We start from the raw sequence: 21852 nt of genomic DNA on the forward strand, positions 1-21852 counted from the left end.
AACTAAAGGAGTTTAAAACCTTATTTTTGTATTTAAAATATATAATATGTTATTTCTTCTTTTAAGTATTCTTTGTAGCGTAACTGTTGGTGTAATTTTCAAAATAACCCGTAAATATAACGGAAATCCAATTCAGATTGTAGCCTTCAATTATGTGTTTGCTCTCCTATTGTGTTACCTTACTTTTAGTCCGGATATTTCTGAAATTCACACAACTGCGCCGTGGAATATTTATCTTGCAATAGGAATTCTGTTACCGGTTGTTTTCTTGTTTTTGATCGCATCCATAAAGCATATGGGAATCGTAAAAACTGATACAGCACAGCGATTATCACTTTTTATTCCAATACTAGCCGCATGGTTTATTTTTAAAGAAGAATTTAATACATATAAAGTTCTGGGAATCATAATTGGCTTTTTAGCGCTGTTGTTTATCTTAAAAAAACAATCTCAAAATAAAGAAAACAAATGGATTTATCCCGCTGTGGTTTTAATAGGTTTCGGATTAATCGATATACTTTTCAAACAAATTGCCCTTTATACCAATTTGCCTTATACAACTTCTTTATTTATTGTTTTTGATATTTCATTAGCGGTTTCTTTGCTTATCGTTATTTATGATGTTGCAATTAAAAAGGTAAAATTGGAAGTTAAAAATATCCTTTTCGGAAGTTTGGTCGGACTCTTTAATTTCGGGAATATTCTGTTTTACCTAAAAGCACACAAAGCATTTTCAGAAAATCCCTCTACCGTTTTTGCCGGAATGAATATGGGAGTTATTATTTTAGGAAGTCTTGTTGGTCTGCTTTTTTTCAAAGAAAAACTATCCAAAATTAACTTTATCGGTATCTTTTTGGCCTTAATTGCCATTGTTTTGATTGTTATTTCTCAATTTAAGTAAATTTTTCAACAGCTTAATACGTTAATTTACAGGTTCTTTTATGTTAAGTTTTAAAATAATTAAAATAAACTCGACTAATTCTATAGAATTTATAAAATATATTTATAAATTTGCTTCAACAATGAGAAACTCTAGCCAAAATATCATTCAGGTCATGTGCAGCTTCACGATGTGTTGCATGGTGAACTATGTAATGAAATGGCGTTAATAGAAAATGGAACTTGTTAGTTATTTTTTTTTTAGCCTTTCATGCACCATGAAAGGCTTTTTTTTAGAACTATTAAAAAATCAATAAAATGAGATCAAATAGAAATACCAACATAATGATGCAATGCTGTCTTATCAAAATTCCGTGTTGTAGACAAGGCAATTGTTTGCAATAACAATTCTCTTGGAAAAGAGTCAGGTAAAATTCTAAATCAAAAAAATAACCCCAATTAAAAATATAAAAATGAGTACAGAAATAATTAAACAGAATCCCTTTCAGTCTATGATTGATCGTTTTAATATCGCGGCAGATATTCTTAATCTTGACGAATCAATCAGGCAAAAATTGCAAAGACCTGAAAAACAAATTGTCGTTAATTTTTCTATTGTTTTGGATAACGGAAACGTACAAAACTTCGAAGGATACAGAGTAATTCACAACACGGCATTAGGTCCGTCAAAAGGTGGAATACGTTATGATAATGGCGTAAATCTTGACGAAGTAAAAGCATTGGCAGCCTGGATGACCTGGAAATCTGCCGTTACGGGAATTCCGTTTGGAGGAGCAAAAGGCGGTATTATTTGCGATCCGAGAACACTTTCTAAAAAAGAATTAGAAAAAATTACAAGAGCGTATACAAAAGCTTTATCAGATATTTTTGGTCCAGAAAAAGATGTTCCGGCACCGGATATGGGAACTGGTCCTGACGAAATGGGCTGGCTAATGGATGAATTTTCATTACTTCACGGCAAACCAATTCATGCTGTAGTAACCGGAAAACATTTGCATTCCGGAGGTTCTTTGGGCAGGGTAGAAGCAACCGGAAGAGGTGTAAGCATTATTACACTTTTGGCACTTCAAAAATTAAAATTAAGACCGGCAAGATCTACGGTTGCCATTCAGGGATTTGGAAATGTAGGATTGCATTCCGCATTGTTTTTACATCAAAAAGGATTGAAGGTAGTCGCAGTAAGTGATGTTTCAGAAGCATTTTATAACCCGGACGGACTTAATATTCCTGAACTGATTTTGTATTATAATCTGAATAATAAAAGCATCAAGGGATATCCAAACTCTGTTGCTATAAAACACGAAGATTTATTGCTTTTGGAAGTTGATGTCTTGATTCCGGCGGCGAAAGAAGATGTAATTACACAAAAAAACGCGAACGAAATTAAGGCAAAAATAATTGTAGAAGGCGCAAATGGTCCGGTTTCTTCAGATGCTGATCAGATTTTGCATGAGAACAATGTTTTGGTTGTTCCGGATATTTTGGCAAATGCCGGCGGGGTAACGGTTTCTTATTTTGAATGGCTTCAGAATTCGCTTTTAGAATCCTGGAGAATTCACCAAATCAATACGCGTCTCGAAGATATTTTGGAAAAAGGTTTTGAAACTGTTTTCAGGATTGCGGCAAAACATAACGTAACGCCACGTATTGCGGCTTATATCATCGCTTTGCAAAAAGTTGCCGATACGCAATCTGTAAAAGAAGTGGCTTTAAGCGCACCAAAATTCAAACAGAATTAAAAACTGATTTTTTAAATGAATAGTATATTTTCATTGGTTATTCGAAATAGTAACTGATGAAAATATCTTTTTCGTTAAAATTATACCGAATTAAATACCTAATTGTTTAGCAATTAAAAGTAATTTTTAAAATGGAACATATTAATTTTCTAGCGTTTGCTATGCCTGCGTTTTTCATTTTTTTGTTTTTGGAATATAAACTGGCACAGCGCAAAAAAAGACCTGAGATTTTCAATTACGAAAGCTCTGTTTCGAACATTAGTATTGGTATTGCCGAAAGATTAATCAATCTTTTTGTAGCCGCAAGTTTTTATCAGCTCTATTATTTTATCTATAATAATTATCGATTTTTTGATATTCCCAGCAATGTATTTGTCTGGTTTGCCTTAATTCTCGCGACCGATTTTGTCTGGTATTGGTACCACAGACTAGGTCACGAAGTCAATTTTTTCTGGGCTGCGCATATTGTACATCATCACAGCGAAGAATTTAATTTTACGGCTGCAGCCAGAATCACTACTTTTCAGGCGGTTGTACGAACCGGTTTTTGGTGCATTTTGCCACTTGTTGGTTTTCATCCTACAATGGTAATCACAATGCTTATTGTTCACGGCGCCTATTCCTTTTTTACACATACACAGCTTATTGGAAAAATAAAATGGTTAGAATATGTTCTTGTAACGCCATCCGTTCACGGTGTTCATCACGCCTCTGACGAAAAATATCTGGATAAAAATTACGGAGATATGTTTACCTTTTGGGATCGTATTTTTGGAACTTTCCAGGAAGAAGAAGAAAAACCAAAATACGGATTAACACATCCGCTAAAAAGCTACAGTTTCCTTTGGCAGCACTTTCATTATTATTTTGAAATATATGAATTATGGAAACGCTCTTCAGGATTTAAAGCCAAATGGAAAGCCGTTTTTGGAAGTCCTGCGAATATGGATCAGGATATTCGACCGATATTAGAAAAACGCTTTTTGCAGGACAAAAGCAATCCGAATCAAAGGTTGAGATTCCGTAATTACCTTTATATCCAATTAGGAATTTGCACTTTATTTCTAACTGTTTTCACTTATTATTTCGACTTTTTAAATCTCTTTGATAAGATTTTTGTGTTGACTTTTATCTTAATAACGTTAGTCAACTGTGGTGCATTATTAGAACAGCGCAGATGGATTTATTATCTGGAATATGGAAGAATTTTTATCGTAAGCAGTTATTTTTTATACGAAGAAGATTTAACGGCATTTTTGTTTGTTCCGCTGGCGATTATGATTTTTGCAGAACAATTGTTTTCGTTGAGCAAACGTTATCAAAATGTAGTATTGCAATTGGAATCAGAATAAAAATAGGCCACAGATGACGCGGATGATACGGATTATCACAGATTTTTTATTGTATAAATTTGTATGATCTGGAGCAGAATAAAATTATGGAGATCGCCACGAATTCACGAATTTTTATACATGCAGATGTAACAATAATTCGTGAATTCGTGGCGTTTTTTTTTGACACAGATTAAAATGTTTTTTCTAATCTGTGCCAATCTGTTTTAACCCGTCCAATCCGTGGGCAAAAAATTAAATTGTTTTAAAATTCGTGAATTCGTGGCGGTTTTTTTGACACAGATTAAAATGTTTTTTTCTAATCTGCGTCAATCTGTTTTAACCCGTCCAATCCGTGTGCAAAAAAATCATATCGTTTTAATCGCCATAATCTTCTCTTCAAAAGTATCTTTAAAATCTGATTTGCTTTTGATTCTGGTTTTGTACGTATAGATTGTAGCCACAGAAAGTTCCAGAAATTCTGCCATTTGACTGCTGTCCTGAATTCCTAATCTGTACAAGGCAAAAATCCTTAATTCGGTATTTAAAAGTTCTCCTTTTTTAACGACGCATTTATGATCGTTTGGAAATAAATGATTAAAATCGGTCACAAAAGTGGGGAATAATTTCAGGAAGATTTCATCAAATTGGTGAAAGAGATTTTCACGTTCTTCCTTTACATTATAACGTTTTAAACTCGCAATAACTTCGTCGGTTTTCTTGGTGATAATTTTATGAAGCGTACTTTTCTGAATGTGATCAATTTTATTAATAAATGCCGAAGTAGCCTTAATAAAATACGTAATATATTCTTCTTTAATTGCATTGGCTTCACTTAAACTCACATTCATTTCTTGCAATTGCGCGTAGGAAGAAGCCATTATTTTACGGGCTTTATTCTTTTCTTTTAATTGTTTGAAGATAATAATCAAAAACAAAATAATAATCAAAGTCAGAATCGTTAACAGAATAATGATTCTCTCTAGTTTGTCATTTTTGTCTTTTACATTATTCAATTGTGCTTTTTCTATAATAGGCAAAATCGACGAAATTTCAATTTTTCTATGTCTTGCATTATAAAAAGTCGCATCGTCCATCGCAATATTAATGTATTCATTTGCCTTCTCTAATTCGCCCATTTTAAAGAGTTCGTTGGCGAGATTTCGCAACGCTGTCGTTTCTTTGGTCGCATTTTTAACATCGGCAATAGCGGCCAGCGCGAGATAATAAATGGCTTTTTTGGTATAACCCCGTTCAGAATAAATATAACCGAGGCTGGAAGTTGCGATTCCGTAATAATCCGGCGGAAGATTATAGTTGTTTATCCAGTAACTAAAGGCAAATTCGGCGCCACGCCAATCTTGTTGTTTTAAGCGTTTTAAACTTTCTGCAGCCCAATATTCGTTGCTGTTGTTTCCAATTAATTCTAGCGCTTTTTTCAGGAAATGATTTCCCTTTTGTACATAATGCACATTAAAACGCTGGTCTTTGTTATAATCGGCGAGATCATAATAAGCACGCGCTTTGATGGAATAAAATTCGATTTTATGTTTCTGGTCGAGTTTTTGGTCATCGATAACATTCAAAGTATCAATTGCTTCCTTAAATAATCCGGAGGAAAGCAATACGAAACCTTCTTTAATTCGGCTTTTAGCCAAAAACTTCGGATCTTTTAAAACAATGGCTTTGATTTTTGCTTCTTCCAGATAATAATAAGCAGAATCGTATTTAAAGGATTTATATTCTTCAAACAACGACATATAACAATTATACAATTGCTCGTTGTTTTGGTTCAAAGTAAATTTTGAAACGTCTTTTTTTATGGCCGCAATTTTATGATATTTCTTTTTTAAATAAACTTCCTTTTTCAGAAGCACTTTATCCAATTCTTCCAATACAGGATTTTTCTCTTTCGCAGCCAGAGAAAAACCTGCAATAAAAAAATACAGAATCAATAGTATTCGCATAGTGTTTTGGTTAGGTAAAGTTAGTTTTTGATTTGTAGTGTTAATTGGTTAATTCAGAATAATTTTAAAAGAGTTGATGATTGAGCAACTTTAAAATTAGCTTTTTGTATTTAGAAATGTGTGATTTATAAAGTCAAATCACTCTTAAATGTTAAAAGTAGTCTAATAATTTGCAATTATACAATAAAAAGCAATTATATATATGCATAGTGAAAAAAATACATGTATAAATTTAGATATTGTCATTATTACCATTAAAAAAAACTATAAATTGATCTAAACAACGTCTTGATTTTTTGAATCGTTACAAGATTGTAAAATATTGATTATTAGATTTTTGACTTCTTATTGGCTCAAAATATATCTTGATTTTTCTCAGATGTTTTTTTTTAGATTTATTTAACATCTAGTTTCGTTCTGTCTTTAAGAAGACAAAAAAACTAACGAAACAAACCACAAATTTATGAAATGTAAAAGTATTTATTGGTTAGCTGTTTTGATGTGTTTCATGGCCATTGGTTGTGATAATACAGAAGACGGAAGCTACGTTGATCCGATTACCCTTTACGAGAAAGTAAACGGAAATTGGGGATTAACAAATTTGAAAATGGTTGATGAATCTGCTAAGGCAAATGCCATCGAACCAAGTGAACAAAACTTGAGTACGTATTTTAACTACGAAGATTTTAAGATCAAATTTAACGTAGATGAAAATAGGAACCCAACAAGTTATGAAGTTCTGGGAGATGTTCCTCCATTGTTTGCCAAAACTGGATTTTGGAGATTAAGTTCAGATTTTCAGCCTACTAATGCAAGCGGTCCGGTTCGAATTTATTTGTACAGTGACGCTCAGAAAACGCAAAAAACAGACGAACTCAGACTGACTTCGGTTCCTGGAAACAACGACGAAATGGAGCTTCAATTAGTGCACTCTTCAGGCGGGATTGCCTTTGTATCTTATGTATTCAAATTAACTGCTATTAACTAAAGTAATATGAAAAAATTTCTATATACAATTTTACTTGCCCTTTTAGTGGCTCCGAATTTTATGCAGGCTCAGGAAGCCGCGGGAGCTGTGGGACCAATATCATCGTTTCCCGTAGTTTATAAATATGATGAGCAGGTTACGTGGTATTTTGACATGTCAGGATCAACTTTTACCGAAAACGAAGATCTGTATATGTGGATGTGGTCACCATCTGAACCGGATGCGGGCAACTGGGAAAATTCTTCTGATTTTGCAAAACTGCATTATGAAGGCAATAAAGTATGGAGTTTTACTTTAACACCAACAGTTTATTTCTCCAGAACGGTGGCACAAATTACGGCAAGCGACGGATTTTGGTTTCGTTTAAAAAACAAAAACGGATCTAAACAAAGTGAGGTTGCCAATGTAACTTACACTGATTTCTCTTCGTTTTACACTGCAAATGAGTTAATCAGATCATACCCAACAAAACCAACAATTGATAAACCGGTTAGTATTTTATTTAACACAAACTTGAAAGACGGTTTTGCCGGAGTTCCAAGTGTGCATTTCCACAGTGGATTAAACGATTGGGCGGTTAAACAGGAATATCAGGCATGGCTTCCGGATGTATCTGAAAAAACAAAACTGAAAGATCTTGGAAATGGTTTTTACAGAATGGATTTGATTCCGCAACAATATTACAATCCTGAGCCTGGCTTTGTTATGGAAAACATTACGTTTCTGTTTGTAGCAAAAGACTGGACAACGAATTCTGGTGATCAGATTATTTATGCAGGAGCTTATGAGCCGCCACCACCGCCGGTATTTGGATTTTTTCCTTTGCAAATTAGCCAAAAAGATTTTCTGGGTATGTACAGAAAAAACAACGAACCGGGCGTAAACAAATTACTTTACACGATTACAGCCGGAAGCAAAATAATTGCGGGTGAGTTTTCAGGCGGAACTGCTGAAATAAAAGGATTTGTCAATTTGGTTTCAGAGCTTCAGGGAATTCCGAATTTAAGTGAAATTCATGTTTTGGTCAAAGACAATAAAGACAAAACAATTTCGGATACAACCATTCCGCTTAAAACTTTAGACAAATAACTATCAAACCAAACACCAATTCTAATGAATAGTAAAAATAAAAAAATAGTCCTGCATCAAATGTGGACTACTAAATCGGTGGTATTCATGATTTTCATGCTTTTCCTTTCGGCAGGAATATTTGCGCAGGGAAAAAAGAAAGTATCAGGAACCGTTTATGACAATACGGGAAGTGTTTTGCCGGGAGCTTCGGTAATTGAAGTGGGTACAAAAAACGCAACCACAACAGATTTTGACGGAAAATTTTCGTTGGATGTAGCCGTAGGAGGTGCAATAGAAGTATCGTTTATAGGTTCATCAACACAAAAAGTTCAAATCACTTCAACTTCTTCAAACATTGATGTTCGTTTGCAAAATGACGGATATCAACTAGCAGAAGTTCAGGTTGTTTCTGTTGGATACGGAACTCAGAAAAAATCAGATTTAACCGGAGCCATTTCGACCGTTGGTGCAGATGATTTGGTTAAAGGAACAATTTCTTCAACAGAACAGGTTTTACAGGGAAAAGTAGCGGGATTGAATGTAATTCGTCCTTCCGGAGATCCTGCAGCGGGTTCTACTTTACGCTTGCGCGGAGGAACATCATTAACGGCAAGCAACAGCCCGCTTATTGTAGTTGACGGAATCGCGGGTGTTGATATCAATGTCGTTCAGCCTTCAGATATTAAATCGGTTGACATTCTTAAAGATGCTTCGGCGACAGCCATATACGGTTCAAGAGGAGCAAACGGAGTAATTATTATTACCACAAAATCAGGTACAAAAGGCGTTTCTGTTACCTATAGCGGTTTATCAAGCGTAGGTTATGTGGCTGATAATTTAGATCTTTTATCGGCAAACCAATGGAGAGCGCAAGTTCGTCAAACCGGAAATCTTGACGCTGTTGATTACGGCGGAAATACCAACTGGCAAAAAGAAATCGAGCAAGTTGCCATTTCGCAATCGCATACTTTAAGCATAAATTCTGGTAAAACTGACAGTGGTTTTAGAGCTTCACTTTCGTACTTAAATAATGAAGGTGTTATTAAAACAAGCGGTTTAGAAAGAATTAGCGGAAACTTAAATGCCTACCAATATCTTGGAGACAACAAAGCCGTAAAATTTGATATGGGATTATTTGCCAATATCGATAAGTGGCATCCAATTGATTACAGAATTTTTGAGCGTTCTTATAACTTAAACCCAACAATTCCGGTTTATGATGCCAATGGAGATTTTTCTTCTGTTGGAGGAAATATCTACGAAAATCCGGTGGAGATTTTAACCAACAGAACAGTTGATAACGAAAGACACAGACTTCTGGGTTATTTTAAAACCGAAGTTAAATTCCTGAATGATTTCTTAGCGGTAGCTAATATTTCATTAGAACATAATGCGATGCAGGGAAGTACATACAAACCTTCATACGCTGTTATGGAAGGAAGAACGGAAGGCGGTTATGCTCAAAAAACTTATGCAGAATATACAAATGCACAAGGAGAATTGTATGTAAATTATACTAAAGTTATTGATAAACATAATATTAGCGCACTTGCCGGATATTCTTATTTGGAAAATATTTACAATGGTTTTGGTGCACAGCGTTCCGGTTTTGTAACTGATGCTTTTGGTTATAATAATTTAGGAGCAGGTTATAATTATCGTTTGGGCGATGTGTACTCCTACAAAGGAAAATCGAATTTGGTTTCATTTTATGCGCGTGCCAATTACGGTTACGACAGCAAATATTTGTTGACTGCAACAGTAAGACGTGACGGTTCAAGCCGTTTTGGAGAAAACAATAAATGGGGAACTTTCCCATCTGCATCTGCAGCGTGGAGAATTTCTAATGAAGATTTTATGACTTCTTCTAAAGATTGGTTGGGAAATTTAAAACTAAGAGTAGGTTGGGGAATTACCGGTAATCAGGACGGAATTGGTGAATACAAATCGCTTTCGATTTTAGGAGTAGGCAATGACAGTTACTACGATCCGGTTACAGGAACGTGGAGTTTGGCTTATTCGCCAAAACAAAACCCAAACCCTGATTTAAAATGGGAATCTACAGAACAAGTAAATGTGGGTATAGACTTTAGTTTATTTAATAGAATTACAGGTTCATTCGAATGGTATTCTAAAACAACAAGAGATTTATTATATACGTATGAAGTACCACAACCGCCTTATTTAGTGGGAAATATGTTAGCAAACGTTGGTGAAATGTCAAATAAAGGAGTTGAGCTTACGCTGAATGCAGACATCGTAAAAGGGGATAAATTTACCTGGGATGCGAATTTGACTTTAGGACACAACGTTCAAAAAATCGAAAAACTATCAAACCCAACGTATAAAACAGATGTAATTTACAGCGGATCTTTACACGGATTAGCGGGTATGTCCGGACAATATTCTCAAATTATTGCAGAAGGATATCCTGTTGGAACTTTCTGGGGATTTGAAAGTGCCGGGCTTGGCGCCGATGGAAAAATGTTGTACTACAATGCTGCCGGAGATAAAGTTCTGGACGATGTTTTGGTAGATGCTGATAAAAGAGATTTAGGAAATATTCAGCCGGATTTAACTTTAGGGATCGGAATGAATTTTACTTATGGAAATTTTGATTTAGGAATTTCCGGTTACGGAATGTTTGGTCAAAAAGCATTAAACGCAACCAACATGATGTTAAACGATCCAAACAGATTACCTGCTTTTAATGTTCCTGATGATTTCCTGAATACAGGTATTACTTCGGCACCAAAATACTCAAGTTACTGGATTGAAGATGCTTCTTTCTTCAGACTTCAAACGGTTTCTGTTGGATATACATTGCCGTTGCAATTAAAAGGTTCAAAATTGAGAATGTATTTAATGGGCGAAAATCTTGCCGTGTTTACAAAATACAAAGGTGTTGATCCTGAAATTGGTTTAAATGCACAAGACGGAATCAACCAAACCGGAGTAATGGATTTAACCGGATTGGCAGCGCCTGGAATTGACAGATACAACAATTATCCTCGCCCAACAACGATTTCTGTGGGATTAAATTTCACGTTTAACAATTAAGCGAATTAACTCAAAAATATAAAAAATGAAAATCAAAATAACAGCAGCAATATTGATGAGCATGCTTTTTACGATATCATGTACAAACTTAGATGAAGATTTGTACGATAGAGTAGAAGACGGAAACTTTGGGAATACGCCAAAAGAAATTGATGCATTGGTTGGTGGCGCTTATTCTTCTTTAAGAGGATTTGCAGACGGAATTTCAAACAATTACCCAACTTGCGAATATGTTTTCTTTTTGAACGAAACCGTTTCAGATGAAGCCACGATTCCAACAAGAGGAACCAACTGGTACGATGGCGGACAATATCAGGATGCACAAAAACACACCTGGAAACCAGACAACCGTATGATTCTTTCGGCTTGGCGTTACAACTATACCGGAATCGCAAAGATCAATTCGATCATTTATCAAATCGATAAATCGTCATTGACAGATGCTGCAAAAGCACCAATTTATGCCGAATTAAAAGCATTGAGAGCGTATTATTATTACAATCTTCTTGATATGTTTGGGAATGTGCCAATCGTAGTTAATTTTGAAGATACTTCGTTGCCGTCAAATTCTACCAGAAAACAGGTTTATGATTTCGTAGAAAAAGAATTATTAGACGCACTTCCGCATTTAACTTCGAATGTGGTGTATTCTAAATTTACTAAAAATGTTGCTTATTCGTTATTGGCAAGATTGTATTTAAATTCAGAAGCATTCGTTGGAACACCGCGTTGGCAGGATTGTATCGACATGTGCCAGAAAGTGACGGGTTATACATTAGCACCTGATTTTTTTGCCAATTTTGCGACACAAAATGAAAAATCTCCAGAAATTATTTTTGCAATTCCGTACGATTCAAAAGCTGGAACTGTTGGAAATTATATGAGTTCAATGTCATGTCATTATTTGCATAAATTAACGCTTTCTGCTATTGGAGATTATCCTTGGAGTGCCAACGGAATGTGTGCTCAACCGGGAGTTTATTCTGCGTTTGAAGCAACAGACAAAAGAAGAAAATGTATGGTTGCCGGAGATCAGATCAATTTAGCAACCGGACAAGTGATTATGATGGATAATGGAGAACCTTTAACCTACACAGAAGCCGTAACAAGTGTTGCCGATGCCAAAGAAAATGAAGGTGTTCGTTTAGGTAAATATGAAATGAAAGCCGGCGAAATGTGGGAACGTGATCACGATCTTGTCGTAATTCGTTATGCCGAAATTTTGATGATGCAAGCCGAATGTTATGTTCGTTTAGGATCTGCAGATTTAGCAAAACCATTTTTACAGCAAATTGCAACTCGCGCCGGAACAGAATTACCAGCTACAATTGATCTTGCTTATGTCGATAAGGAATTACTTCGCGAATTTACTTTTGAAGGAAGAAGAAGAACGGATAATATTCGTTTTGGAACTTTCTTCGATTCATGGTGGGAAAAAGGAGCGACAGAAAAATACAGAGCGATTTTTCCAATTCCGAGTACTGTAATGACCACAAATAAAAACCTTAATCAGAATCCCGGATATCCTGTAAACTAGATTCTGGAATGTCAGTCTTCCATGTTGGTTAGTCGTGGAAGGCTGACATCTTTTATTTTTTTTTACAGATTAAAAGGATTTTTTTTCACGCAGATTTGGCAGATTAAGCAGATTTATTTTATCTGTGTGAATAGTTTTTGTTTCACGCAGATTCTGCAGATTAAAGCAGATTAAAAAAGATTTAATTTAATTAAAAGATCTGCGGAATCTGCTCAAATCTATTTTAAATCTGCGTGAAATAATTTTAGGCACAGATTATAATATTAAAATAATTAAAAAAATCAGCTAAATCTGCCAAATCTGCGTGAGAAAATTAAGTGGCAAAAAAAACAAAACAAACAACACATTAATATGAAAAGATATATCACATTATTGTTTTTTGGGATTTTGAATATTTTAATCGCCGCCGGTTGCAGCAGCGATGACAAAGGTTCAGATAAACCTACAGAACCAGAAGTTATTGCGCCCGTTGCGATTGAAAAAACAAATAGCACCAAAATTTACGTGCACTACATGCCTTGGTTTGAAACCAACGAGAGCAGTGCCGACAAAAAATGGGGATATCACTGGACAATGGCCAACAAAAATCCGAACACGATAGGCGCAAACAATCGCAGAGAAATTGCATCGTATTATTATCCCCTAATTGGTCCGTACCATTCAGGCGATAAAAATGTGATCGAAAACCATTTATTACTGATGAAATACTCCGGAATTGATGGAGTTTTAATCGATTGGTACGGCACTTATGATGTTTTTGATTACAGAATGGTCAAAGAAAATACAGAACAATTAATTGCCATGCTTAATAAAGTTGGTTTAGAATATGCCATCGTTTATGAAGACAGAGTAACCAAAAGTGCTGTTGATGCCGGAAAAGCAATTTCTGTAACCGCAGCAGCAAAAACCGATTTGGCTTATATGGAGAAAAATTATTTTGATGATGCAAACTACATCAAAGTAAACGGAAAACCATTGTTGCTAAACTTCGGACCAATTGTATTGCAAACACCAGCAGAATGGACAAACGTTTTTAATACCATAACTACAAAACCTACATTTGTCACACTTTGGGATCAGTCTGTAGAAGCGGGAGTAAATGCTTCGGGAGAATATGCGTGGGTGTATAAAGACAACTCTTACCTGACGAATTTTTATACCAATACAAAACCAAAACTAGATGTTGCAATAGGAAGTGCTTATCCCGGTTTTAAAGATTTTTATGCCGAAGGAGGGGGCGGAGCAGCGATTGGATGGACAATTGAACATAACAATGGAGCGACTTTGGATGAAACTTTAGCTTTGGCTAAAAATGCCAACCTAAACTTTTTGCAATTAATTACCTGGAACGACTTTGGCGAAGGAACCATGTTTGAACCAACCGTAGAATTTGGTTATACGTATATCGAAAAAGTAAAAGCTTTTGCCGGAGTAAAAAACACCGAATCGGTTTTTCCTGAAATCAGTAAAATGTACAATTTAAGAATCGAAAAGAAAAGCAATGCCGATGTGCAGCAAAAATTAGATCAGGCTTTTAATTATTTTGTTTCTGCACAGCCTGCAAAAGCAAAACAATTGATCAATGAAATTAAATAAAGAGTTGTAATTAATACAATTAAATAATGAAAAACATAAACTATAGATACTGTTTAATTGCTTTAGCGTCGATATTGATTTACGCCTGCAGTGCTGGTACTAAAAAAACATACACAATCAGTTCGCCTGGAAAAACCACACAATTAATTTTTGAATTAACTGTTTCCGGTCAACCGCAATACAGTTTTTCATCGAAAGGGAAATCGGTTATAGAGCCGTCTTTGATGGGATTTGAATTTCAGGGAATCCAGAAAATGACCGAAGGTTTTGAAGTGGTTTCCACCGAAGAAAAAACGTCTGATGAAACCTGGGAACAACCTTGGGGCGAATTCAAAAAAGTTCGTGACCACCACACCGAATTGATTGTTCATTTGAAAGAATCAAAAGGAGAAGAACGTTTGGTTGATATTATTTTCAGGGTTTTTGATGATGGCGTAGGATTTCGCTATTTCTTTCCGAAACAGCCTCATTTAAACAAAGTGAAGATTGCTGACGAAGCAACGCAGTTTACTTTTAAATCAGAAAATGAGGTTTGGTGGATTCCTGTTCACAGAGAAAACAGTTATTATGAAAGTACGTATCGCAAAACACCTGTTAGTAAAACAGATACTATAAACACGCCGGCAACTTTTGAAACCAAAGAAAAATTATTTGTTGCGATTCACGAAGCCAATTTAACTGATTTTGCCTCAATGACGTTATTAAAAGTAAACAATAAACAATACAAAAGTGAATTGGTGCCTTGGGCAGATGGCGTAAAAGTATATGCAGAAACACCTTTTACAACGCCGTGGAGAACGATTATTGTAGGCAAAAATCCGGGAGATTTAACAACTTCTACGATTATGCTGAATTTAAATGATCCTTCAAAGATTGAAGATCTTTCGTGGATAACACCTTCAAAATATATTGGAATCTGGTGGGGAATGCATTTGGAAAAATTCACGTGGGGACAAGGTCCAAAACACGGTGCAACCACAAAAAACACGAAAGAATATATTGATTTTGCTGCGAAAAACAATTTCGACGGTGTTCTTGTTGAAGGCTGGAATGAAGGCTGGGACGGCGACTGGACTGCCGACGGATCTGCGTTTAGTTTCGTAAAACCCTATCCTGATTTTAATCTGGAAGAAATCACCAAATATGCCGCCATGAAAAATGTTCGTTTAATTGGACATCACGAAACGGCAGGTGCTACAAAAAACTATGAAAGTCAGTTGGAAGAAGCTTTTAAACTATACAATAAAATGGGCGTAAATACCGTAAAAACGGGTTATGTAAACAAATATCTGGACAAAAAAGAATGGCATGATAGTCAATACGGAGCGCGTCATTACAGAAAAGTTATGGAAACAGCGGCGAAATATCACATCATGATCGACAACCACGAACCTATAAAAGGAACAGGTTTACAGCGTACCTATCCAAATTTTATGTCGCAGGAAGGCGGGAGAGGACAGGAATACAACGCGTGGTCTGTAGATGGTGGAAACACGCCGGAACATTTAACAACTTTGCCTTTTACAAGAATGCTTTCAGGACCGTTTGATTATACGCCGGGTAATTTCAATTTTGATTATAAAACACCATCCGGAGCGCGCGTGCAGACGACTTTGGCAAATCAATTGGCTTTGTATGTGATAGTTTTTAGTCCGTTGCAAATGGCTTCGGATTTGCCTGAAAATTATGAAGGGAAACCGGAATTTCAGTTTGTAAAAGAAGTTCCTTGCAATTGGTCAGATACAAAAGTTTTAGATTCTAAAATTGGAGAATACACCACAATTGTCCGCAAAGACTGGGACGAGAAAAACTGGTATTTGGGTTCTATAACAAATAAAGAGGCACGGGATTTAAAAGTAGCATTATCATTTTTAGATGCAGGAAAAGAATACGAAGCCGAAATTTATGCCGATGGAGCAGGAGCAAATTATAAAACAAATCCGTATCCGGTGGCGATTTCAAAACAAAAAGTAAATAACAGAACAGTTTTAGATATTAAACTCGCAGCTGGCGGAGGAACAGCTATAAAATTTTCTCCGGTACAGAAATAATTGTTTAAGTTTATTTTGAGTTATGTTTGAGTAAGAAACCCGATGTCTTTTAAGAAGATGTCGGGTTTGTTTTTTACAATGCGAAAAATCTTTGCGAGGAACGAAACAATCTCACATTGACAAAAGTTTATAGGAGCGATATGGAACGCGGATGACGCTGATTCGCAAGCGAAAACACGGATTTGCCACGGATTTTTTTTTGATTGTCTTCCTGAGCGAAGTCGAAGGATCACAAAGAAACTCCGAAAAGTAAAGTCTTTGCGAGGAATGAAGCAATCTCACGTGCTCAATCGACAAAAGTTTATAGGAGCGATATGGAACGCGGATAACGCTGATTCGCAAGCGAAGACACGGATTGTCGCGGATTTTTTTGTTTTGTCATTTCAAGCTTCAAGGATAATAACTTAAAACTTTAGAACCTTAGTATCTCAGCAACTTAGCACCTTTAAAAAAATCTAATGTTTATAAAGTTTAACATGATTTCCAAAGGTATAGGCTGCTGTTAAAGTTGGGCCATTGTAACCCCATTTTAAATATCCGTTTAGTCTCTCTCTTACGGTATCAATTTTAAAATTAAGTCCTGTGTATCCGGCTGTTAAACTGAAGTTTTTGTGTACATTATATAATAGAGATAAATTATAACTCAGAATTCTACCGTCAATGTTGTCAATTTTTACGGCGAGGTAATTAGCATTTACATAAAGACCAAAGCGTTCTCCCAGAACAAATTCTCCCCAAACTCCAACATCCGGTAATGGTGCAGTAAAATTAAAACTATCTCTGTATTCAACACTCTGTCCTTCTCCTTCAAGGCGCAGCCCTAAATCGACAAACATAACGTGTGATCCTATTAATAAACCGGCTTCGTATTTTGGTTTAGATAAAAAGGCATATCCATAAGCGATTCTTGCAATCTGAACATTAAAAAAGGCAGTTATTCTGGCATCTATATTATACGTGTGATCGCCAAAAGTAATATCTCTTTCTAAAGTTTTTGATGAATTTCTGTCTAAATTAAAATACTCAAAACCTAGTCTTGATCTTCTTGAAATACGCCACTCGAATGTTGATAAAAATGACACGCTCGATTTCGAAAATCCTAAATCGTCTTCAAGATCTATCTCGGTTGCTGTATCGGTACTATTTCTTCCAACCTGAACCTGTGTGTTGTTTAAAGGAAAAAATGCTCCTGCAGTAAATTTAAATCGTCTGGCGTGCCAGGGCAATTCATTGACATCATAATCCTGAAGATCTTCTAAATTATTATTATTTTGTAAAGTAGGTAAAGTGGTTTCGGCAGGAATTTCGGCTGTGGTTTGTGCCTGAGCTGAAAACCAAAAAAGGGAAATAACCAACAAAGAAAATAATTTTTTCATAGGATTGTTTTTTAGGTTTATTGACAAAAATTAGCAATTAAAGTTAACAAAAAAAAACGTTCTTCTTACTTTTTTTATTTTATTATTTTTTAGATTTATTTGATTATCAGTATTGTATATTTTATTTTGTAAAAATAAAGATACTTTATATGCTTTTTTAGTGAATTAATTTTGTAAGAATGTTTAAAAAGCTCAAATATTTTTTTATGAATACTGAATGTCGCGTGAGGGATAGGAGCAAGCTACCGAAGTAGCGCGGATAGCCCGACAGCATCCCGATAAGGGGGCGAATAACCGCAATGTAAATTTGCCCCCTTATCGGGATGGTGGCACGCCCAGATTGTTAAGATACTGAGAGTTGATCGTATTTTTGATTTACATTTTGGTTAGTTCAAAAAAAAGCCTCTAAAAGAGACTAATGGAAAGTTGGTTTTGTTAGACACGATTATAATCGCCTCGCCAGTGAACAATTGTCTTTTTGATGGCGTTTCCGGAGAGGTTGTTTTTGATGGCATCGTCGATTAAACCAAGCAGTTCGTTGTCTGGCGCAAAACGCAGGGCAAATAATTGATCGTCGGTTAATTTGTATTCAAATTCTTCTAATCTTTTTCCGGTTAGCGTAAAATAGCGATACCTAAGTTCGAGTCTGACAATTCTGTTTTGGAGGGTAATTGCATAATGCTGGCGAAGCATAAAAGCAAGACAGAACAAAAAAATAAAGCAGACACTTATAAATGTCCAGATTAATTTATCGTTTGTGGTGCAGACAAAATATATACTTCCTGTCAAAAATGCGATCAAAACAGGATAATAAATAAAATGATGCCATGAATAAAACCGAATATGGTTTGAATATGTTTGAATTTTCATGATTTCTTCTGCATTAAATATTAGTGTTAAATTAATAAAAGCTATTCAATAAAGAATAGCTTTTATTTAAAAATAAACTAACAACCAATATTTTATAATCTAATTCCCTGGCAATAATTTATAAGTAGTGAGTCCATATAAATTAAAAGGATTAATTATTTTAAATATCTTAAAACCTTTGGTAAAATTATCTTAGAAGCTGTCCTTTTTTGTTACATTTTAAAATGATTTTATTATAGAATTCAAATATTGAATTTTAAATTAAGGTTTCAATAATTTTCCATTCCTCTAATTTTGACTGAAAAGTTTTACTCGCATTGGCCGGACTTGATGAAGGTAAGGTGATCAAGTGATATTCTTTTTGAAGATGAACGTATTTTTTAAAGAAAGCCGCCGCTTTTTGTCCATTAAAAAGTATGGTTTTTATGTTAGGGTGATTTTTTAAGAAAGTTTCAAAATCATTGGCAATTTCATTTTTTATGGCACTGTCCAGACTTCCGACTCGTTCACAAAATTGTAAAACATCCCAAAGTGCTATTTTATTTTTTTGCAAAAGTGCTTTTTTGGTTGGATAGTTATCTGAAAAATCTTCTTTTAAAATAGTGAACATAAATTTCCAGAAATTGTTTTGTTTATGACCGTAATATTGATTGAGTTCTAATGATTTAGTACCTGGCATTGTGCCTAAAATCAAAATATTAGCATCATTAGAAGTTATTGGAGCGAAAGAAAAACTTTTCATTTTGTATTTACTTATTTAGAAGAAAAAAATTTAAATATTAGAATAATCATTTAGAGGTAATTATAAAACAAATTACAAAAATTATATAACATTTTCGGAAGGTCATTAAACGAACTTTGACAGATAGATTTTTAAGGAAATCCAACGTCTAAAAGAAATGTTTCTGTTTCTAAAAGTTTCTCAAAAATCTATTAAAAATAGAATGTAGAATTTTTAAAATCCACGCAAAATGAAAATAGTAACTATAAATACAGAGAAAATCGAAAATATTTTTGATGAGTTAACTTTAAATGTAGGCGGAAAAGTAACTTTCGATTTAGATGAATATACTTTGGAAGTCAATAATAGTTTTGCAAAAGGATCTATTACCGGTGCTTCATTCAATGATGATATTTCGTATGTGCAGTTTGATATGACTTTTTCTGCCGACGTTCGAATGAATATCTTAAACTTAAAATCGTCTCCGGTTTATTTTGCTTATTGTTCTAAAGGTAATTTATCTCACAGTTTTGGAATTACGGGCGAAGAAAGAAAATTGAAAACGTTTCAAACAGCAATTCTTTCTTCTAAACAAGATCAGGAACATGTTTTGTTTTTTGAAAAAGATAAGAAAACAAAATTTACTTTGATTATTGTAGGAACTCACGCAACTGTTAATCAAACTCATTCATTGAATGAAAATGTGAGAGAAACTTTTTTTGGTAAAAATACTGTCGAAGATTTCTTTTACATAGGTTCATATAATTTAAGAATTGCCGAAAAAATAGAGCAGTTAAATGCTGTAAATAAAAGCGGAATAGTTCGTAATTTGTTGAAAGAAGGTATTTTAAGAATTATTCTTGCTATGGAAATTCAACAACATACAGATGATTTAATTGCTGCTTCAAAAGATACAAACTGTTTGACTTTAAGAGAAATGGAAGAAATCAAAGAACTTTCTGAAGCTATAAAAGCCAATCCTGAAGAACCATTTACGATTAAATCATTAAGCAAAAAATCAGGTCTGTCACCAAATAAATTGCAGGAAGGTTTTAAAATGATTCACAATCGCACGGTTAATGATTATATTACTCACATGCGTGTTTTAAAAGCCGAAATTTTAATTAGAACGTCGGACTTGAATATTTCTGAAATTGTGTATTGCATTGGTTTTACAAGCAGAAGCTACTTCTCTAAAATCTTCAAACAAAAATTCAATTGCAGTCCAAAAGAATATAAATTCAATTTGAATCCGTTGGCTATTACAGCTTGATAAATAAGATACTAAGTTACTAAGGTTCTAAGATTCTAAGTTTTTACTTTGGAATCTTAGAATTTTTTTATTTTTGGATGAATTTTTATGCCAATTTTTTTCACAATTTTTCCCTCATTGCAAATCGTAGACGCGCACAGCAGTGCGTCTACGCAAAGATTGGACGCTAACAATTCGATATATTTTACACATTGATGTGTTTCGAAAATATACTTCGTCTTAAAAAACCTTAGAATCTTAGTCCCTCAGAACTTAGTATCTCAAAAAAAAATATATATTTGCATAACTAATTATGTAATCAATTATAAAATGGATTTTTTTAATAAAGTAGGTAAGGTGGCTTTAGGAAGCCGTTTGCGGTTAATGACAGCAATAATTACAGATGATGCTGCAAAAGTTTACGAATTGTATGGAGCGGATTTTATGCCAAAATGGTTCCCGGTTTTTTATACACTTACAGAAGAAAGAGAAATTACGATTACTGAAATTGCTAATGAAATTGGACATTCGCAACCTTCAGTAAGTAAAATTGTTCAGGAAATGATTACCGCAGGACTTGTAAATGATAATTTAAAAACGACAGATAAACGCAGAAATATTGTGGCTTTGACAGAAAAAGGATTAATCCTGTCTAAAAAAATAAAATTGCAATGTATTGATGTTGAGGCTGCTGTTGAATCTCTGATTTCTGAATCAAATCATAATTTATGGGCTGCGCTCGAAGAATGGGAATTTTTACTGGAGCAAAAATCATTGTTTAAAAGAGTAAACGAACAGAAAAAAATGCGTGAAAGCCAGGATGTTCAAATTATAGAGTATACTCCCGAATATCAGGAAGCTTTTAAAGCTTTAAATGAGGAATGGATATCAACGTATTTTGAAATGGAAGAAGCAGATTATAAAGCATTGGATAATCCTAAAGAATATATTTTGGATAAAGGCGGAAAGATTTTGGTTGCCTTATATCAAAATGAACCCGTTGGTGTTTGCGCCCTGATTAAAATGAATGATAAAAATTATGATTTTGAGATGGCAAAAATGGCTGTTTCACCAAAAGCGCAGGGAAAAAGTATTGGCTGGCTGCTTGGTGAAGCAATTGTAAAAAATGCTAAAGAACTTGGCGCGTCAAAGTTATATCTGGAAAGTAATACAATCCTTAAACCCGCAATTAACTTATACCATAAATTAGGTTTCGAGAAAGTTTCTGGTTTGGCAACACCTTATAAACGTTGTAATATTCAAATGGAGCTTATTATTAAGTGAGATTCTAAGATTCTAAGTTGCTAAGGTTCTAAGTTACAGAGTGAAGGTTCAAAGTGGCAAAGGTTCTAAGTTGCTAAGATTAAGATATAGAAACCCTTAGATTCTTAGC

The 21852-nt window shown here is 34.6% G+C and carries 15 protein-coding genes; 11 read left to right on the top strand and 4 right to left on the bottom strand.

Annotated elements, in window-relative coordinates:
• Positions 1-46 precede the first annotated feature (46 nt).
• From AC4FQ3_RS18125 to AC4FQ3_RS18135, 3 genes are all read left to right on the top strand, one after another.
• Complete coding sequence (locus AC4FQ3_RS18125; RefSeq protein ID WP_491182775.1) at positions 47-901, top strand: EamA family transporter; 855 nt, start codon at positions 47-49, stop codon at positions 899-901.
• 451 nt (positions 902-1352) lie between these two features.
• Complete coding sequence (locus AC4FQ3_RS18130; protein WP_243396748.1) at positions 1353-2639, top strand: Glu/Leu/Phe/Val family dehydrogenase; 1287 nt, start codon at positions 1353-1355, stop codon at positions 2637-2639.
• Positions 2640-2770: 131 nt separating this feature from the next.
• On the top strand, positions 2771-3991 hold the full coding sequence (locus AC4FQ3_RS18135; protein ID WP_491182776.1) for a sterol desaturase family protein: 1221 nt from the start codon (positions 2771-2773) through the stop codon (positions 3989-3991).
• Positions 3992-4338: 347 nt separating this feature from the next.
• Here the strand turns inward: AC4FQ3_RS18135 and susR are convergent, their stop codons facing one another.
• Complete coding sequence (susR, locus tag AC4FQ3_RS18140; protein ID WP_491182777.1) at positions 4339-5937, bottom strand: SusR family glycan utilization regulator; 1599 nt, start codon at positions 5935-5937, stop codon at positions 4339-4341.
• Between the two features lie 463 nt (positions 5938-6400).
• On the opposite strand from susR, the gene AC4FQ3_RS18145 reads away from it, so the two are divergent.
• From AC4FQ3_RS18145 to AC4FQ3_RS18170, 6 genes are all read left to right on the top strand, one after another.
• A complete protein-coding gene (locus AC4FQ3_RS18145) occupies positions 6401-6925 on the top strand; it encodes a DUF5004 domain-containing protein (RefSeq protein ID WP_491182778.1) in 525 nt (174 codons plus the stop codon).
• A 6-nt stretch (positions 6926-6931) separates the two neighbouring features.
• Positions 6932-8014 carry a hypothetical protein gene (locus AC4FQ3_RS18150; RefSeq protein WP_491182779.1) on the top strand — a complete coding sequence of 361 codons (1083 nt, stop codon included), beginning with the start codon at positions 6932-6934 and terminating at the stop codon, positions 8012-8014.
• 24 nt (positions 8015-8038) lie between these two features.
• Entirely contained in the window at positions 8039-11056 is a 3018-nt protein-coding gene (locus tag AC4FQ3_RS18155; RefSeq protein WP_491182780.1) for a SusC/RagA family TonB-linked outer membrane protein, read from the top strand.
• Positions 11057-11081: 25 nt separating this feature from the next.
• Positions 11082-12593, top strand: a complete 1512-nt coding sequence (locus tag AC4FQ3_RS18160) for a RagB/SusD family nutrient uptake outer membrane protein (RefSeq protein WP_491182781.1) — start codon at positions 11082-11084, stop codon at positions 12591-12593.
• Between the two features lie 351 nt (positions 12594-12944).
• Complete coding sequence (locus AC4FQ3_RS18165) at positions 12945-14189, top strand: glycoside hydrolase family 99 protein (RefSeq protein WP_491182782.1); 1245 nt, start codon at positions 12945-12947, stop codon at positions 14187-14189.
• Positions 14190-14215: 26 nt separating this feature from the next.
• On the top strand, positions 14216-16240 hold the full coding sequence (locus tag AC4FQ3_RS18170) for a glycoside hydrolase family 97 protein (protein ID WP_491182783.1): 2025 nt from the start codon (positions 14216-14218) through the stop codon (positions 16238-16240).
• Positions 16241-16695: 455 nt separating this feature from the next.
• Here the strand turns inward: AC4FQ3_RS18170 and AC4FQ3_RS18175 are convergent, their stop codons facing one another.
• From AC4FQ3_RS18175 to AC4FQ3_RS18185, 3 genes are all read right to left on the bottom strand, one after another.
• On the bottom strand, positions 16696-17616 hold the full coding sequence (locus AC4FQ3_RS18175; protein WP_042565412.1) for a hypothetical protein: 921 nt from the start codon (positions 17614-17616) through the stop codon (positions 16696-16698).
• A 435-nt stretch (positions 17617-18051) separates the two neighbouring features.
• Entirely contained in the window at positions 18052-18486 is a 435-nt protein-coding gene (locus tag AC4FQ3_RS18180; protein WP_491182784.1) for a DUF6526 family protein, read from the bottom strand.
• A gap of 256 nt (positions 18487-18742) precedes the next feature.
• A complete protein-coding gene (locus AC4FQ3_RS18185) occupies positions 18743-19228 on the bottom strand; it encodes a DNA-deoxyinosine glycosylase (protein ID WP_491182785.1) in 486 nt (161 codons plus the stop codon).
• 229 nt (positions 19229-19457) lie between these two features.
• Here AC4FQ3_RS18185 and AC4FQ3_RS18190 point away from each other — a divergent pair, with 229 nt between their 5' ends.
• Together AC4FQ3_RS18190 and AC4FQ3_RS18195 are read left to right on the top strand one after the other, a co-directional pair.
• Positions 19458-20480, top strand: a complete 1023-nt coding sequence (locus AC4FQ3_RS18190) for a helix-turn-helix domain-containing protein (protein WP_491182786.1) — start codon at positions 19458-19460, stop codon at positions 20478-20480.
• Between the two features lie 309 nt (positions 20481-20789).
• Entirely contained in the window at positions 20790-21743 is a 954-nt protein-coding gene (locus AC4FQ3_RS18195) for a bifunctional helix-turn-helix transcriptional regulator/GNAT family N-acetyltransferase (RefSeq protein ID WP_491182787.1), read from the top strand.
• The last annotated feature ends 109 nt before the right edge of the window (positions 21744-21852 follow it).

The sequence above is a fragment of the Flavobacterium sp. AK-345 genome, from assembly GCF_058310175.1.

Excerpts from the sequence above, each read along its gene's own strand:
- AC4FQ3_RS18150 (WP_491182779.1), top strand. The coding sequence starts at position 6,932 with ATGAAAAAATTTCTATATACAATTTTACTTGCCCTTTTAGTGGCTCCG.
- AC4FQ3_RS18130 (WP_243396748.1), top strand. The coding sequence starts at position 1,353 with ATGAGTACAGAAATAATTAAACAGAATCCCTTTCAGTCTATGATTGAT.
- AC4FQ3_RS18145 (WP_491182778.1), top strand. The coding sequence starts at position 6,401 with ATGAAATGTAAAAGTATTTATTGGTTAGCTGTTTTGATGTGTTTCATG.
- susR (WP_491182777.1), bottom strand. The coding sequence starts at position 5,937 with ATGCGAATACTATTGATTCTGTATTTTTTTATTGCAGGTTTTTCTCTG.
- AC4FQ3_RS18170 (WP_491182783.1), top strand. The coding sequence starts at position 14,216 with ATGAAAAACATAAACTATAGATACTGTTTAATTGCTTTAGCGTCGATA.
- AC4FQ3_RS18195 (WP_491182787.1), top strand. The coding sequence starts at position 20,790 with ATGGATTTTTTTAATAAAGTAGGTAAGGTGGCTTTAGGAAGCCGTTTG.
- AC4FQ3_RS18125 (WP_491182775.1), top strand. The coding sequence starts at position 47 with ATGTTATTTCTTCTTTTAAGTATTCTTTGTAGCGTAACTGTTGGTGTA.
- AC4FQ3_RS18185 (WP_491182785.1), bottom strand. The coding sequence starts at position 19,228 with ATGAAAAGTTTTTCTTTCGCTCCAATAACTTCTAATGATGCTAATATT.
- AC4FQ3_RS18175 (WP_042565412.1), bottom strand. The coding sequence starts at position 17,616 with ATGAAAAAATTATTTTCTTTGTTGGTTATTTCCCTTTTTTGGTTTTCA.
- AC4FQ3_RS18155 (WP_491182780.1), top strand. The coding sequence starts at position 8,039 with ATGAATAGTAAAAATAAAAAAATAGTCCTGCATCAAATGTGGACTACT.
- AC4FQ3_RS18160 (WP_491182781.1), top strand. The coding sequence starts at position 11,082 with ATGAAAATCAAAATAACAGCAGCAATATTGATGAGCATGCTTTTTACG.
- AC4FQ3_RS18190 (WP_491182786.1), top strand. The coding sequence starts at position 19,458 with ATGAAAATAGTAACTATAAATACAGAGAAAATCGAAAATATTTTTGAT.
- AC4FQ3_RS18180 (WP_491182784.1), bottom strand. The coding sequence starts at position 18,486 with ATGAAAATTCAAACATATTCAAACCATATTCGGTTTTATTCATGGCAT.
- AC4FQ3_RS18165 (WP_491182782.1), top strand. The coding sequence starts at position 12,945 with ATGAAAAGATATATCACATTATTGTTTTTTGGGATTTTGAATATTTTA.
- AC4FQ3_RS18135 (WP_491182776.1), top strand. The coding sequence starts at position 2,771 with ATGGAACATATTAATTTTCTAGCGTTTGCTATGCCTGCGTTTTTCATT.